The sequence below is a fragment of the Rhodanobacteraceae bacterium genome, from assembly GCA_016713135.1.
Classification (GTDB): Bacteria; Pseudomonadota; Gammaproteobacteria; order Xanthomonadales; family SZUA-5; genus JADKFD01.
On the sequence record JADJPR010000010.1, the window covers coordinates 204,096 to 219,721 of the forward strand.

Annotated in this window: 10 protein-coding genes; 5 read left to right on the forward strand and 5 right to left on the reverse strand. The window is 67.8% G+C overall.

What is annotated here, in order from left to right; translation table 11 throughout:
• Positions 1-94 precede the first annotated feature (94 nt).
• The 3 genes from IPK27_10865 to IPK27_10875 form a co-directional block, all read right to left on the reverse strand.
• The gene (locus tag IPK27_10865) at positions 95-2,146 is read right to left on the reverse strand and encodes an elongation factor G (protein ID MBK8068102.1); all 2,052 of its coding nucleotides are present in this window, start codon (positions 2,144-2,146) and stop codon (positions 95-97) included.
• Between the two features lie 189 nt (positions 2,147-2,335).
• Positions 2,336-3,046 carry an RNA methyltransferase gene (locus tag IPK27_10870; protein ID MBK8068103.1) on the reverse strand — a complete coding sequence of 237 codons (711 nt, stop codon included), beginning with the start codon at positions 3,044-3,046 and terminating at the stop codon, positions 2,336-2,338.
• Positions 3,043-3,435: a VOC family protein gene (locus IPK27_10875; protein ID MBK8068104.1), complete on the reverse strand. Its 393-nt coding sequence runs from the start codon at positions 3,433-3,435 to the stop codon at positions 3,043-3,045. The genes IPK27_10870 and IPK27_10875 overlap by 4 nt, the downstream gene beginning before the upstream one ends.
• Positions 3,436-3,820: 385 nt before the next feature.
• Between IPK27_10875 and IPK27_10880 the strand changes: the two genes are divergently transcribed.
• The 3 genes from IPK27_10880 (at position 3,821) to IPK27_10890 (ending at position 9,014) form a co-directional block, all read left to right on the forward strand.
• Positions 3,821-4,354, forward strand: a complete 534-nt coding sequence (locus tag IPK27_10880) for a DUF4440 domain-containing protein (protein MBK8068105.1) — start codon at positions 3,821-3,823, stop codon at positions 4,352-4,354.
• Positions 4,355-4,703: 349 nt separating this feature from the next.
• Positions 4,704-8,078 (forward strand): hypothetical protein, encoded by a 3,375-nt coding sequence (locus tag IPK27_10885; protein MBK8068106.1) that lies wholly within the window; start codon positions 4,704-4,706, stop codon positions 8,076-8,078.
• 243 nt (positions 8,079-8,321) lie between these two features.
• Complete coding sequence (locus IPK27_10890; protein MBK8068107.1) at positions 8,322-9,014, forward strand: nuclease; 693 nt, start codon at positions 8,322-8,324, stop codon at positions 9,012-9,014.
• Between the two features lie 101 nt (positions 9,015-9,115).
• Here IPK27_10890 and IPK27_10895 read toward each other — a convergent pair whose 3' ends face one another.
• Both IPK27_10895 and IPK27_10900 read right to left on the reverse strand, forming a co-directional pair.
• Positions 9,116-9,685: a hypothetical protein gene (locus tag IPK27_10895; GenBank protein ID MBK8068108.1), complete on the reverse strand. Its 570-nt coding sequence runs from the start codon at positions 9,683-9,685 to the stop codon at positions 9,116-9,118.
• Between the two features lie 532 nt (positions 9,686-10,217).
• Positions 10,218-12,857 (reverse strand): CSLREA domain-containing protein, encoded by a 2,640-nt coding sequence (locus IPK27_10900; protein MBK8068109.1) that lies wholly within the window; start codon positions 12,855-12,857, stop codon positions 10,218-10,220.
• A gap of 362 nt (positions 12,858-13,219) precedes the next feature.
• Between IPK27_10900 and IPK27_10905 the strand changes: the two genes are divergently transcribed.
• Together IPK27_10905 and IPK27_10910 are read left to right on the forward strand one after the other, a co-directional pair.
• Positions 13,220-14,395 (forward strand): hypothetical protein, encoded by a 1,176-nt coding sequence (locus tag IPK27_10905; GenBank protein MBK8068110.1) that lies wholly within the window; start codon positions 13,220-13,222, stop codon positions 14,393-14,395.
• A complete protein-coding gene (locus tag IPK27_10910; protein MBK8068111.1) occupies positions 14,385-15,524 on the forward strand; it encodes a trypsin-like peptidase domain-containing protein in 1,140 nt (379 codons plus the stop codon). Before IPK27_10905 ends, IPK27_10910 begins: the two co-directional genes overlap by 11 nt.
• Positions 15,525-15,626 lie beyond the last annotated feature (102 nt).

Below are 15,626 nucleotides of genomic sequence, written 5' to 3' on the forward strand. Positions count from 1 at the left end.
CCCCCGCGACACCGGATGCCTGCCGCTACGTGCCCGTTCGCCCCGCGCCTGGCTGGGAGGGGCAGCGAGTGCCGCCCCAGCCAGCGCGTGTTGCTTACTCTTCCTCTTGCTTCGGCTTGTACGCGTCCACCAGTTGCCGCTGAACATTGCCGGGGACGGCTTCGTAGTGGCTGAGTTCGATGGTGTAGCGGCCGCGGCCGGCGGTGACGGCCTTCAGTTCGTTGCTGTAATCGCCGATCTCGGCCAGCGGCACCTGGGCCTTGACGATCAGCTCGCCGCCGCGCAATGAATCTGTGCCATTGATGCGCGCGCGCTTGGTCGAGAGGCCTCCGGTGATGTCGCCCATGTGCTCGGCGGGCACCGTCACGTCGAGGTTGACGATCGGTTCCAGCACCAGCGGGCGGGCTTTGGCGATGGCGTCGAGGAAGGCCTTCTTGCCGGCGGTGGTGAACGCCACTTCCTTGGAATCCACCGGGTGGTGTTTGCCGTCGTAGACGATCACGCGCACATCGTGCAGCTGGTAGCCCGCCACCGCGCCGGTCTCCAGTACCTGGCGCACGCCCTTCTCGATGGCCGGCAGGAACTGGCCGGGAATGGTGCCGCCCTTGACCTCGTCGACGAACTCGAAGCCGGCGCCGCGTGGCAGCGGCTCGACCCGCAGGAAGACCTCGCCGAACTGGCCGGCGCCGCCGGTCTGCTTCTTGTGGCGGTGGTGGCCATCGGCATTGGCGGAGATGGTTTCGCGGTAGGCGATGCGCGGCGGCCGGGTGGTCACCTCCACGCCGTAGCGCTCCTTCATGCGCTCCAGGATCACGCGCAGGTGCAGCTCGCCGAGGCCGCGGATCACGGTCTCGTTGAGTTCCTTGTGGTGCTCGATGCGGAAGCAAGGATCTTCCTCGGCCAGCTTGGTCAGCGCGTTGGCCAGCTTCTGCTCCTGTCCTCGGGTGGCCGGTTCGATGGCCAGGCCGAACATCGGCTGCGGGAAGTTGATCGGTTTTAGGTGGATCTGGTCCTCGTCGTGGCTGTCGTGCAGCACCGCGTCGAAGTGGATGTCCTCGATCTTCGCGACCGCCGCGATGTCGCCCGGGATCGCGTCCTCGATCTCGACGTGGTCCTTGCCCTTGAGCTTGAACAGGTGGCCGACCTTGAACGGCTTCTTGCCGTCGTCGATGAACAGCTGGGTATCGCGGCGCACCGTGCCCTGGTAGATGCGGAACACCGAGAGCTTGCCGACGAAGGGATCGTTGATGATCTTGAACACATCGGCGACCACGTGCTTGCCGGCATCCGGCTCGGTGCGGAAAGGCTCGGCATCGGCGCCGGTACCCTTGACGAACAGCGGTGGGTTGGCCTCGGACGGGTTGGGCATCAGCTTCTCGAACAAATCGAGCAGTTCCCTGACCCCGGCGCCGGTGCGCGCGGAGCCAAAGCAGATCGGCACCAGGTGGCCCTCGCGCAGGCATTGCTCGAAGGCATCGTGCAGTTCCTGCCCGGACAGCCCGGCCTCGCCTTCCTCGAGGTAGTGGCCCATCACGTCTTCATTGATCTCGACCACCTGATCGATGATCCGCTGGTGCGCGTCGGCGACACTGCCGAAGTCGGCCTCGCCACTGGGGTTGAAGAAGCAGTCGACCACCGTGGAGCGGCCCTTGGCGGGCAGGTTGATCGGCAGGCATTCGTTGCCGAAGGACTCGCGCAGCTGCTCGACCAGCATCTCCAGGTCGACGTCCTCATGGTCCATCTTGTTGACGATCAGCAATCGGCACAACCGGCGCGCCTTGGCGTACTCCATCATGCGCGCGGTCGAGTACTCGACGCCGTTGCTGGCATTGACCACGATCGCGCACGTCTCCACCGCGGCCAGCGCCGACAGCGTCTTGCCGCGGAAATCCGGATACCCCGGGGTGTCGATGAGATTGACGTGGATGCCGCCATGATCGATGGGGGCGATCGACATGTTGATCGAATGCTGGCGTTCGCGCTCCATCGGGTCGTGGTCGGAGACCGTGTTGCCGCGTTCTATCGAGCCCTGCGTGGTGATCGCGCCGCCGGCAAACAGCAGGGCTTCGAACAGCGAAGTCTTGCCGGCGCCGGCGTGGCCCACGAGGGCGACATTGCGGATCTGGCTGGTGGTGTAGGCGGGCATCTGCATTCTCCCTGGCTGGCTGGAAGCCCGGTCGAAGCGCTGGTCGCGCCGTCGACAGGGCTGGATCTGTCGCTGCGGGACTTGCGATTGCAGCCCCGCGAGCTGATCGCGATCGATGATGCTGACCGCTCCGACACTACGCCTTGACCAGGATCGAACCAAGGGCGAAACGTGCTGCGGTGCAGCAGGTCAGGGCCGGCGTAGGCGCTCGATGGCGCCGCGCAGCAGTTGCACCTCGCCGCGGTCCGGGCGCGCGCGCTGCAGCAGGCGTTGCAGTTTCGCGAGCGCGAGCGTGCGGTTCTTGTTGGCATACCAGCCGGCTTGCAGCAGAGTCTCGTCGAGCGCCGCGAGCATCTGTTCGAAGGCCTCGGTCGGTGCGTATTCGACCACCGCCGGGCGACGCGCATCCAGCGCGGCCAGGCGCAGCTCATAGCAGACCAGCTGCACCGCGGCAGCCAGGTTCAGCGAACGGCAGCCGGGGTCGCTCGGGATTTCGATGCGCGCACCGCACAGGCCCAGGTCGTCATTGCCCAGGCCCGCTTCCTCGCCGCCGAACACCAACGCGACCTCGCCCGCGACGGCCAGCACCTCGCGCGCCGCCTCGCGCGGCCACACCCGGCGCAGCGGGATGCGCCGCTGGCGCGCGCTGACGCCGTAGACCGCGGCGCAGCCAACGATGGCGGCGCCGAGGTCAGCCGTGGTCTGCGCGCGATCGAGCAGGTCGCCAGCGCTGACCGCGAGGCGGTAGGCGCTGCCATGCGGATACTGTTGCGGCCGCACCAGGCGCAGATCCCCAAGGCCCATGGTCTTCATGGCCCGCGCGACCGCGCCGATGTTGGCCGGCTCCAGCGTGTCGCACAGCACGATGCGCACCTGCGGCAGCGGGGTCGCCGCGGTCATCCGGGCGTGCGCTCCGGCGGCTGCCACAGCTCGATGCGGTTGTCCTCCGGGTCCATCACCCAGCCGAACTTGCCGAACTCGGATTCATCGACCTTGTCGTCCACCCGGCAGCCCTCCGCCCGCAGCGCGGCCAGCACCGCGTGCAGGTCATCCACCCGGTAGTTGACCATGAAGGGCGCGGGGCTCGGGTCGAAGTACCGCGTGTCCGGCGGGAAGATGCTCCACACCGTCATGCCCTCCGGTTCTGGGCGCTCGGGCGTGTGCCAGCGGAAACTCGTGCCGCCCCATTCCTGGATGTCGATGCCCAGGTGCTTGCGATACCAGTCCTTCATCCGCTCTGGATCGCGTGCCTTGATGAAGATGCCGCCGATGCCGGTGACGCGTTGCATGCGATGTCTCCTTGGGTGAGTTTGCGGCGGGCAGAGGGTTCAGTTGCAGAAGCGGGGCAGGGGGCAGGGGGCTAGGGACGGAGCCTGGGGCGGTTCTGCCCTGTTGCGGCGGCGGGTAAGCGTAGCCCGGTGGTACGCGCGCAGCGCGTTCCCCGGGTGCTTGCGACAAGTGCCCCAAGTGCCGCTGCGCAGCACAACGCGCTACGCAAGAATGCTGCACCACGACTGACTCCAACCATGCCGCAGTGCATTCCCCCTGCCCCCTGACCCTTGCCCCGCCTTTCCTGGCGCAACTGACGGCACCACGCCGCATTCACAAACGCCCCTCGCTTGTAGCCGCGGTCCGCGGGATGATGCAGCGCTTTGCCGCCTCCGGGAATCCACCATGCGCCTCGCCGCTTTCCTCGCACTCGCTCTCTCCGGTACTCCGCTGCTCGCCCAGCAGGCGCCGCCCCCACCGACTCCGATGACGGCCGCCGAGTGCGAGGTATGGTCGCGCGAGCGCAGCTTCGCGGCCAGCGTGGAAGCGCACGATCCGGACGCCTTCCGCGCGCACATCCATCCCGAGGCGGCGTTCATCGAGAGCGACACCCAGGTGGCACGCGGGCGCGACACCATCGCGAAGAACTGGGCCGGCATCCTGGCGGGCGAGGACATCGTGCTGCGCTGGCACCCGGGCCAGGTCACCATCGCCGGCGACGGCAACATCGCGATCTCGCGTGGGCCCTACTGGATCCTGAATCCCAAGCTCGACAAGGAACCGCGCTACCTGATCGGCAGTTTCTCCTCGGTCTGGGTCAAGGGCGCCGACAACCGCTGGCTGGTGCTGTTCGACGGCGGCGGCGGCAACCAGCCGCAGCCCGGCACCGAAGCCGACGTGGCCCAGGTCAAGGCGGGGTTGAGGGCGACTTGCCCTTGAGGTGAAGCGGGGCAGGGGGCAGGGGGCAAGGGGACTGGCCTACTCCACTTGCCGAACGTGACGCAGGTTGCGGCTTTTGCCTGACGCATTGCCCTGATGTTGCGACAAGAGTGGAAGGCGCGACGGGCTGGGTCCCCTGACCCCTGACCCCTGCCCCGTGCCCCGCTTCCGTCCTGCAGCCGGCTGGCCCCCGCCAAACGCGGAGACGCAGAGGTCGCGAAGAGAATCCTGAAATGGCTCTCCTCTGCGTTCCTTTGCGTCCTTTGCGTCTCTGCGTTGAACTTTTCCGTACACGCCATGCGCCCGTTCTGGCCTTACACTGGGGCCTGGACCTCCGGCGGGACAAACGATGCTGCGCGCGCTTCCCCTGTTGCTGTTGCCGCTGGCCGCGTCCGCCGCGGACCTGCCCTTCGTCAACTTCGAGAACCATCCGGTCCACGCGCTGGACCTGAGCCCGGACCGCAAGCTGCTGGCGGTGGCGCACACCGCGGATGCGCGGGTGCAGTTGATCGATGTGTCGCAGGCGGAGCCGGTGCCGGTGGGGCACGTGGTGGTGGGCTACGATCCGGTCTCGGTGCGCTTTCGCAACGACGGCGAATTGTGGGTGGTCAACCACGTCTCCGACTCGATCAGCGTGATCGACGTCGCCGCGCGCCATGTGCACGTCACGCTGCGCACCGCGGACGAGCCTTTCGACGTGGTGTTCGCTGCCGGCAAGGCTTTCGTCTCCTGCTCGCAGGCGAACCAGGTGCAGGTGTTCGATCCGGCGAACCTCGCGGCGGCGCCCACGGCCATCGACATCCGCGGCGAGGACCCGCGCGCGCTGGCGGTGAGTCCGGACGGGCGCACGGTGTACGCGGCGATCTTCGAGTCGGGCAATGCGACGACCATCCTGTCGGGTGGGTTGAACAACGGGGTCGCGGCGATCGGCAACGTGGTCAACGATCCGCGCGGGCCTTACGGGGGCGTCAATCCGCCGCCCAATGCCGGTGCTGCTTACGACCCGCCGATCGCCCCCGGCGCGACGCCGCCGCGCGTCGGGCTGATCGTGCGCCGCGACGCGCAGGGGCACTGGCGCGACGACAACACCGGCGACTGGACCGATTTCGTCTCCGGCAGCCTGTCCACCGCCTCCGGCCGGCGCCCGGGCTGGAATCTGCTCGACCATGACCTTGCCGTCATCGACAGCAGCACGCTGGCGGTGCGCTATGCCACTGGCCTGATGAACATCGGCATGGCGCTGGCGGTGAACCCGGCCAGCGGCGCGGCCACCCTGGTCGGCACCGAGGCGCGCAACGAGATCCGTTTCGAGCCCAAGGTCAACGGCACCTTCGTGCGGGTCCACTATGCGCGGGTGCAGCCGGACGGCAGCAAGGCGATCGCCGACCTCAATCCGCACCTCAGCTACACCCAGCACAGCGTGGCGCAAGCCACCCGCGACAGCAGCATCGGAGATCCGCGTGCGATCGTCTGGCGTGGCGATGGCCAGCGCGGCTGGGTCGCAGGTCTGGGCTCCAACAATGTGATCGCCATCGATGCGAATGGTGCGCGTGTCGGCGCGCCGATCGAGGTGGGGCAGGGTCCGGTGGGCCTGGCGCTGGACGAAGCGCGCGGTCGCCTTTACGTGTGGAACCACTTCGAGGTTTCGCTCTCGGTGGTGGATGTCGCCGCAGCGCGCGAGAGCACGCGGCTGGCGGTGTTCAACCCACTGCCGGCGGCCATCCGCGCCGGTCGCCCCTTCCTCTACGACACCCACCGTACCAGCGGCCTCGGCCAGGTGTCCTGCGCCTCCTGCCATGTCGACTCGCGCATGGACCGCCTGGCCTGGGACCTGGGCGATCCCAGCCAGCCGGTGCAGACCTTCGACCAGAACTGCATCACCGTGGTCGGCTCGCCGCGCTGCGAGAACTGGCACGCGATGAAGGGGCCGATGACCACCCAGACGCTGCAGGACATAATCGGCCACGAGCCGCACCACTGGCGCGGCGACCGCGCCGGCATCGAGGCCTTCAATCCGGCTTTCGAGGGCCTCCTCGGTGACGACGTGCGCCTCAGCGGAAGCGAGATGCAGGCCTTCGAGGACTTCCTCTCCACCATTCATTTCCCGCCGAATCCCCACCGCAACCTCGACAACACCCTGCCGCAGAGCCTGCCGCTGCCCGGCCACTACACCAGCGGGCGCTTCCAGATGGCCGGCATCCCGCTCGGCAGCGGCGATGCTGTGCGCGGGTTGTCGCTCTACACCACCGGCTTGCTCGACGCGCCGCTGCAGTGCGCCTCCTGCCACACGCTGCCCACCGGCATGGCGGTCAACGGCCCGCTGATGCTCGGCGTGCTGAATGTCTCGGTCGGCGGCAGCATCATGCCTATCGGGCCGATGGGCGAGAACCACCTCGGCATCGTCAGCACCGACGGCTCCACCAATGTGTCGATCAAGGTGCCGCAGCTGCGCAACCAGCACGAGAAGGTCGGGCTGGAGCTGACCCAGACCGAGAACCTGGCCGGCTTCGGTTTCCTCCACGATGGCTCGGTCGATTCGCTGTCGCGCTTTTTCTCGGCGCGCGTCTTCAGTGTGCGCTCGGATCAGGACGTGGCCGATTTGATCGCGATGCAGATGGCCTTCGCCGGCTCCGACTTCGGCAACGTCAACCCCAACCTCGGCGCGCCGCCGCCGCTGTCGAAGGACGCGCACGCGGCCGTCGGCCAGCAGGAGACGCTGACCACGCCGAGCACCGACCGTGCCGGGCAATTGCTCACCCTGGCGCGCGGCAACAAGGTCGACCTGGTCGCCCACTCGGGCGGCGCGGGCTACGCCTTCGACGTCGCCAGCGACCGCTTCCTGACCAGCGACGGCAGCCCCGCGCTCAGCGTGGCTGAGCTGCAGTCGCGCATCAGCGCCAGCGCGCCGCTGACGCTGACCGTGGTGCCGCGTGGCCTCGGTCTGAGGCTGGGTATCGACCGCGACGGCGACGGCATCGGCGATGCCGCCGAGATCAAGCAAGGCTCCAATCCGGCCGACCAGACATCGACCACGCTGAAGCCGATCGGCGGCCTCTGGTACAACCCGGCGCGCAGCGGCCACGGCGCCGACATCGGCTTCGCCGGCAACACCCAGTTCGTTACCTGGTACACCTACAACGACGATGGCAGCCCGGCCTGGTACCAGGCGGTCGCGCCGCGCGGGAACCCCTGGGTGGCCGAACTCAAGCGCTACACCTGGAACGGCAGCGCGGCGGTTGGCACCACCGTGGGCGAGCTGCGCATGAGTTTCACCGACGCCAGCCACGCCAGCTTCGAATGGCGCCTCGGCACGCGCAGCGGCAGCGAGCCCTTCGTCGCCCAGCTCGGCGCGTACACCCCGTCGAACCCCAATCGCAACGGCACCTGGTACCACGCCGGCGAGCCCGGCTGGGGCTTCAGCCTGTACACCGGCGGGGACCTGCGCGTCGGCATCGTCTACCACTACGACAGCAGCGGCGCCCCGCGCTGGGTCCTCGGCCAGTCCAGCAATGCCGCCAGCGAACGCATGCCGATGCTGAGCTACCGCGGCTTCTGTCCCGACTGCGCAGCGGTGGCGCCCACCACCAGCGCCGCCGGCCACGTCGACTTCAGCTTCAACGGCGCCCGCGCCGGCACTGCCATCGCCGCCCTCGACCAGTGGCAGCGCGGAAGCGTGCCGATCGGGCCGCTGTCGGAGGAGGTTGTGCATCCGGCGCAGTACTAGGCTGTGGGTTGTGGGTTGTGGGTTGTGCGTAGCAAGTGCCGGGCGCCGTGGACCTGTGGGAGCGGACTCTGTCCGCGATCCTTCCCGCGGTCGCCAGCAGAAGATCGCGGCTGAAGCCGCTCCCACTGGCACGCGGCTAGCCTGTTTCGCTGCCCACAACTCAGAACCCACAACCCACAACCGGCCCAGAACTCGCAATCAGGCAAGGTCCTGAAACACCCCGCCAACTCACCAAGAATAACCATGCAACCCCTCCTCACCCGCCTCACCGCCACCCTGGACGACCAGGTCCTGAGCACCGAGGAAAAGCACGCGCTGCAGGCGCATCTGCGTGAGCGGCCGCTGCGGCCGGACCAGCTGCGCCAGTTGCGCAACCACGCCTTCGACCTGGTGATGGAGCGGGTACGCGGGCTGGAGAGTGGGGTTGCGATGCCGGCGCTGGTGAAGTGGCTGGCGGACATGGTCAAACTGCTCGACCAGTCGCTGCAGCAGGAGCCGGTCGAGACCGAGGTCTGGTTCAGTCCCGGCGACCAGTGCCGCGACGCGGTGATCAGTCATCTCGATGGTGCCCGGCGGCGCGCCGACATCTGCGTGTTCACCATCGCCGATGACGAGATCACCGATGCGATCCTCGCCGCGCACCGCCGCCGGGTGCAGCTGCGGGTGATCAGCGACGACGACAAGCGGCACGATTCCGGCAGCGACATCGAACGCCTGCGCAGCGCCGGCGTGGCGATCGCGCTCGACGACACCGCGGCGCACATGCACCACAAGTTCGCGCTGTTCGACGGCCGCTGGCTGCTCAACGGCAGCTTCAACTGGACCCGTAGCGCGAGCAGCGCAAACGAGGAGAACCTGGTCGCTACCAATGATCCGGAGCAGCTGCGCCATTTTGGTGACCAGTTCGACGCGCTGTGGGCGAGGTTCGCCGGATAGGCGCGCCGCCATCCCGGGGCCCGAAGAGAGGCCGCTACCGATGCGCGAACCAGCGCGCCGGCAGGGCCGGGGCTCCCTCGGGTCTGCATCCGGGTACCGCGCTACTCGAATCCGTCCGCAAACAGGTTTTCCGGCAGCGGTGCCACCAGGCAATTGGAGATCTCGCTGGTCGAGCCGGATGGCGATGTCGCGGTTGCGGTGATGAACCCGGGCAGCGGGAGCTCGTCGAGCACGACGCTGAAGTTTTCGGAGTTGCTCGTGAAGGGCGCTTCGATCGATTCGATGAACTTCTCGCCGCGCCGGCCGCCCAGGGCGCCGCCGCTGTCGCTGCACGACTGGCTGCGATAAAAGGCCAGGCGATACACTACGGGCGTCGCGATGCCGGTAGGTACATCGAGCACGCCATCGATCGTGATGCTCGAATCACCGGCCGATCCACTGGTCAGTAGCGGCGTGTTCTGGCCTTCGTTGGCGCCCGTATCGACGTCGTTCAAATCGTTTGGGTTGATGCCGTTCGGGTTGCCCGTGTCGCTGAGATCGATCGCCGTCGTCCCGGTCTGACCGAGAAAGCGGTTGCCGAAAAGTTGGTTGCGGTCACTGTTGCTGCCACTCACGAAGATCGACACGCTGCCGCCCGTGAAGTCGTTGCGCACATTGCCGCCGATGGCCACATCGCTGACGTTGACCAGTTCCACGCCGCGCTCGTTCGACGCGGAGTGGAGCGATCGGGTGTGAGACCAAACAGGTTGGAGGCGGCGGTGCTGCCTGCGCCCGCGCTGCCGCCGATCCGTACGCCGGCCTGCGTGTAGCCGCCGATGACATTGCGGTCGGCCAGGTTGCCGCCAAGCTGCAGCACGCTATTGCTGGCGAGAATGCCAATGCTGCCACCGACGCCGGCACCATCGGTATGGAAGCCGATCCAGTTGCCGCGCACGCGCAGGGTGCCGGTCGCGCTACAGTTGCCGGCGTCGTTGGCCTGGGTGGCGATGGTCGCGCTGTTGCCGCCATGGATTGCGAGGCCGCGGACCTCGACCAGTTCGCTGGTGCAGATCCGCAGGGCGTGGCTGAACCCAGTCGCGGCGAGTTCGATCTTGAGCACTGCATCGGAGGCCAGCCCGGCGGCGTTCGGCACCGCGCCCAGCTGGGTGTAGCCGTCGATGGTGGTTGCGCTGGTGATCGGTGGCAGCAGCGCGGCAAGTCCGATCAGGTGCGGTCCATCGCCAGGGATCGCGAAGCGGATGGTGTCGGCGCCGGCCTGGGCGTTCGCCAGTTGGATCGCTTCTCGCAGGGTACAGGTATTGCTGTCGCCGCCTGGGTGCAGCCGCCGTCGGTAACCGCGCTGTCCTGCGCGCTGTCGACCGCGATCCCGGGCGGCGGATCGTTTGCGGCGATGCATGGACCCATCTCGCTGGTGCCGTCGGCGCGCGTGACCGTAGACGTGATCTGCTCGAACTGAACCAGGTCAACATCGCTGATCAGCGTCCGATCGAAGCTGTTGCCGACCAGGGAGAAGCTGCCGAGGTAGTGCTCGCCGGGCCCGTGTCCGCCGGGCAGGCAGTTGTCGGACGCGTACAGCGAAACCGAGGAGGTTTCGAAGCCCACTGCCGGCGAGTCGAAGCTGCCGACTACGCGCAGGCCGCTGTCGGTTCGCTCGGCGAGCGTCAGCAGCGGGAAGTTCTGTAGCCCGTTCGGGCCGGTGTCGCCGTCGCCGGGATCGTTCGGCGTCTGGCCGTCGAGGCCAAGGTCGATCGGAATCAGGTTGCTGCCGCGGAAGCTGTTCGCGGCGAGCACATTGCCCAAGCCCGCGCTGGAGAGCAACTGAATGTGGGCGGAGTTGAAGCGGAACTGGTTGGGTGCGGCCTCGCTGCCGACGACCACGGCCGTGGCACCGCCGCTCATCAGCAGGCCGCTGCCGTTGGGGCGCGCCAAGGTGCCGCTGCGGTCGCTGCCGATCAGGTTGCCGAGCACCTGGCTCTCAAGCACATTGACCCCGGACAGGCTGATCGCCGTGGTGTTCGAAGCGATCACGTTCCGGTCAGCAGGCGCCTCGCCGCCGATCTGCAGGCGCACCCCGGAACTGTTGATGCCGCGGGTGTTGCCAGCAGCGGTCGCGCCGTCGGTGGCCAGGCCGATGAAGTTGCCGGCGATGCGGCTGTCGGCGCCGCCGCAGCCGTTGAAGGCATTCGTGAATCGCGTCAACGACAGCCCGCGCACTTCGATCGCGCTGTTGCACAGGTTGAAGGCCGTCGAGTTGGTGCCCGCATTGACGCCGTCGATGCGAATGCGCAACACGGCATTGCTCGCCTCCGGATCGCTGTTGGCAACGCTGCCGGGCTGGGTGTAGCCGTCGATGGTGACGCCGCGGTTCACCGCGGGCAACGACGAAGTCGGCTGGATCAGGATCTCGCTGCCGCCGGCCAGCGGCGGTACCGCGAAATGGATGCTGCGCAGGCCGGTGCCAGTGAAATTGTTGGAGTCGATGATCGCGTCACGCAGCGAGCAGTGGGCGGCATTGCAGCTGCCGTCGGCGACATCGTCGGTGGTGTTGACGACCAGCGGCGGCGGATCGAGCGGGAAACAGGCGGAGAACTCGCTGGTGCCGACAGCGCTGCGGGAGGCGGTCAGCGTGATCACCGTGCCGGCGGGCAAGGTGTCGCTGGTGACCTGGGTATAGGTGAAGTTCTCGGAGGTCGAGGAGAAGTTGCGCGTCTGCACGCCAAGAAAGCGCTCGCCATCGCCGTTTCCGCCCGGGTGGCAGGCGCTGCTGGCATAGCTGCGGATCTGGTAGCCGATCGATCCGGGATGGCCGACATCCAGCGTGCCCGAGAGCGACACGCCGGTCGGTACGCGTTGCGCGGCGGTGATCACCGGAAAGTTCTGCAAATCGTTTGGACCCGTGTCGAGATCGTTGACGTCGTTGGGCGTCACGCCGTTGCCGCCCAGATCGATGCCCAGCGTGTCGCTCTGGCCAATCTCGACGCCGGCCAGCACGATCCCGCGCGCGCTGTTGGAGATCGAGACGCCGCGCGTGTAGTGGCGGATGCGGTTGCTCGCGAGGTTGCCGAGGGTGATTCCGGTGGTGTCGACGATGCCGATCGCATCCGAACCGCCGAAGTCGCCGCTGCCGTCGCGGCCGGTGCCGAACAGGTTTCCATCGATGCTCGAGCCATTTGCGCCGGTGCTGTTGAGGATGACCCCCGCGCCGGAGCCGGCGATTACATTGCGGTCGGCGGCGGCGCTGCTGCCGAGCGCCAGCGGCGCGCGTGCGATCACACCGGTGGTGTTGCCGGGCGCGCTGTTGCCGGGCGTGGTCAGTCCAATGAAGTTGCCATGCACGGAAGTATTGCTCGCGGTGCAGAAGGAACTGGCGCTGTTGAACCCGACGGCAATCCCGCGCACGAATTGCGTGATCGACAGCCCGCGGATGCTGACATCAGCTGCGCAAACCGCCAGGCCCACCGAGTTGGCCCCGGCATTCACGCCGTCCAAACGGATGCGCAGCACCGCGTTGCTGATCACGGCGTCGTCGTTGATCCGGGTACCTCCCTGCGAATAGCCGTTGATCGTCAGCGGCGCCGTGATGTTCGGCAGCGAGTTGGCCGGCTGGATCAGGATTTCGCCACGGATCGGGACCTGGATCGCGAAGTTGATGGTATCCGCCGCCGGCGTCGCGTTCGCGGCGTTGATCGCCTGGCGCAGGGTGCAGGTACTGCCGCAAGTGCTGCCGGAAGTGTCCGCGCTGCTGGTCACGATGAAGGTGGCCGCAGGCAGCGCCGCAGGCGCCAGGCAGAAGGCGAAGGCCAGCAGTGGCAGCAGACGGCGGGTGCGGGCGCCGCCGTTCATGCCACTTCTCCGCTCAGAATGGTCGACAGTGGCCGCCGAGACGCAGGCGTCGGTCGGTGTCCAGGTTTCGGGGGGGGCCTGCAAGAGGCGTCGGACGATGGCTGCAGGGTGCACGAGCAGACTCCAGTGGTCGCGGTGGCTGCACTTTGCGCGTACCTGAATCAGTGGGTTTGACCCCAGGTTGCCTCTGTTTGACTTGCCGTTGCAGGTCCGCAACTTGCTGTTTTGGCGCGCCTTGGCGGGTCCGATGCAGCCCCCCGGTCCCTTGCCCGGCATTCCGCCGGCTGACCGTGCGAATGGTCCCGCCTTGCGCCCTCCACCCTCCGCTGCAAGACTCCGCGCTCGCTGAACAGAGCAATCCCATGTCGATCGCTTCCATCCTGTGCCCGCCGCCGATCCGCAAGCGCCTGACCGTGGCGCCGCGCGACTACGCCCGGCGCGACCGCGCAGTCGAGCTGCACGAAGCCGGCGAGTACCTGCCGGCGATCCACGAAACCCTGGCCTACCTGCTGCCGGCGGTGACCATCCCGGACCTGGCGCGCGAGCCGCTGTGCTTCGTGCAGGGCACCGCGCGGGTGCGCGTCAAGCTGGACGAGGACCGCCTGAGCATCAGCACCGCGCTGATGGCGCTGAAGCCGGACGGACAGAGCACCGCGGCGCTGCGCTATGCGCTGACGCGGCTGTCCGCGACCGGCCAGCTGTTCCAGCCGCGCCTGCACGGCGATACCCTGTCGCTGGAGTTCTGCGACCGACTGTCGCTGCTGCACCCGCTGAAACTGGTCGAGGTGCTGCAGCGGCTGCCCACCGAGGCCGACAGCAACGATGCCTGGCTGCAGCAGCGCTTCGGTGTCGAAAGCCCGGACCGCGAGCCGGTTGCGGTGCTGGACGACGCCGAGTGGGCGCAGGCGCAGACCATCTGGAACGCGCACTGGAGCGCGATGGACGAGCTGATGCTGGAGTCGCGCCGGCGCCGCTCGGTACGCTTCCTCGATGCGCTCGGCTCCTGCGCGGCCAACCAGATCCGCTACACCTTGCCGCTGCACGGTCCGGTGCGCGCCGACCTCAACGAGGCCGCCGACACCTTCACCGACAAGGACGAGAACCCGAACAAGCGCGACGCGGCGCTGGCCAAGTGCATCAAGGAGATGCGCCAGGTGCCGATGGACGCGCTACGCCAGTGCCTGGGTCACGCCAGCTACGCGATCAACCCGCTGCACGAGGGCACGCCCTCGCTGCTGACCTCGATGCTCGGCGCCGGCCAGCGCATGCAGAGCACCGGCGAGATGCGCGCCGCCGGCCGTTACCTGGAGGCTGCGCTGGAACTGATCGCCGACTACCTTTACCTGCTGGCCGACCACACCTGGCCGGAAGATGTGGACGCCGCGCTGCGCAGCGGGCTGGAGCTGGCCTCCGGCAAGCCCTGGCGCGAGGCCGCGGATGCCCTGTGGAACCACGCCAACCTGACTGCCCGCGTCTACGGCAGCCATGGCGAGCGCGAGCGCGACGACGAAGACGGCGAGGTGGAATATGGCGAATGATCCGGTCCACTCGCTCGAGGACATCGAGCGCCTCGGCGTCTACCAGGTCTACACCGGCACCGGCACCGGCTCGGGCTTCCTGATCGACCAGACGCATTTGCTGACCAACTGCCACGTGGTCCAGCCCTATCGCGAAGTCGCCATCGAGATGCGCGACAAGAGCCGCATCATCGGCCGCGTGCGCCGGGTGCACCCGCACCGCGACCTGGCCATCGTCGAGCTGTCGCGCGCGGTGGACGGCGAGGTGCTGGCGCTGAGCGATGGCGAGCAGCTGCGCACCAAGCAGCCGGTGCACATCCTCGGTTTCCCGGTCGGCCTGCCGCTGTCGCTGACCGAGGGCGTGATCTCGCATGTGCGCCAGTTGCTGGACGAACAGTACTTCCTGCAGACGGATGCAGCGATCAACCCCGGCAACTCCGGCGGCCCGATGCTGGACGACCAGCGCCGGATCATCGCGGTCACCACCTGCAAGCTCAACGCGGCGGACGCCGTGGGCTTCGGCATTCCGGTGGCCGATGTGCGCCAGTTCATCGACGAGTTTCGCGCGCAGCAGGTGGATTTCGGCGTGCAGTGCCCCACCTGCCAGGAACTGATCGACCGCGCGGTGCGCTACTGCCCGAGTTGCGGCTCGGACCTGGAGACCCACCACGATTTCGGCGAGTACTTCGAGACCCCCGAGCTGCACCCGCTGAGCGCCTTCGTGGAAAGCGCGCTGGCCGCGTCGAACATCGACCCGGTGCTCGCTCGCCACGGCAGCCACAACTGGTCCTTCCACGTGGGCAGCGCGCCGGTGAAGATCTGGGCCTGCTGCTCGGAGCACCTGAACTTCTCCTCGCCGATGGCGCAGACCCCCGGCAAGGGCCTGGACGAGCTGTTCCGTTACCTGCTCAGCGCCGAACACGCGCCGTATGCCTTCGACCTTGTTGGCAGCACCGTGCGCCTGAACCTGGTGGTGCACATCTCGGACGTCTTCGCGCCCAGCGAGCACGCGCACCTGGTCGAGCGCGTGCGTGGCTTCATCGCCAAGGCGGATGCCACGGACAACCTGCTGATCCGCGAATACGGTTGCCAGCCGGCGCCCGAGACCCAGATGGACGTGCTCAAGGGGGAGCACGGGGGCGAAGGGTAAGACCTGGTGTTGGTTGTTGGTGTTGCCAGGAGCAGTCTCGTGCGCAGGCCGCGCAGGCCCGTGTCTGCGCAGGCCGGTGTATCGCGCAGCGATTCAGTGCGC

Bases quoted from the DNA above. Each gene is read 5' to 3' on its own strand.
- IPK27_10885 (MBK8068106.1), top strand. From the start codon at position 4,704: ATGCTGCGCGCGCTTCCCCTGTTGCTGTTGCCGCTGGCCGCGTCCGCC.
- IPK27_10875 (MBK8068104.1), bottom strand. From the start codon at position 3,435: ATGCAACGCGTCACCGGCATCGGCGGCATCTTCATCAAGGCACGCGAT.
- IPK27_10880 (MBK8068105.1), top strand. From the start codon at position 3,821: ATGCGCCTCGCCGCTTTCCTCGCACTCGCTCTCTCCGGTACTCCGCTG.
- IPK27_10905 (MBK8068110.1), top strand. From the start codon at position 13,220: ATGTCGATCGCTTCCATCCTGTGCCCGCCGCCGATCCGCAAGCGCCTG.
- IPK27_10900 (MBK8068109.1), bottom strand. From the start codon at position 12,857: ATGAACGGCGGCGCCCGCACCCGCCGTCTGCTGCCACTGCTGGCCTTC.
- IPK27_10870 (MBK8068103.1), bottom strand. From the start codon at position 3,046: ATGACCGCGGCGACCCCGCTGCCGCAGGTGCGCATCGTGCTGTGCGAC.
- IPK27_10865 (MBK8068102.1), bottom strand. From the start codon at position 2,146: ATGCCCGCCTACACCACCAGCCAGATCCGCAATGTCGCCCTCGTGGGC.
- IPK27_10890 (MBK8068107.1), top strand. From the start codon at position 8,322: ATGCAACCCCTCCTCACCCGCCTCACCGCCACCCTGGACGACCAGGTC.
- IPK27_10910 (MBK8068111.1), top strand. From the start codon at position 14,385: ATGGCGAATGATCCGGTCCACTCGCTCGAGGACATCGAGCGCCTCGGC.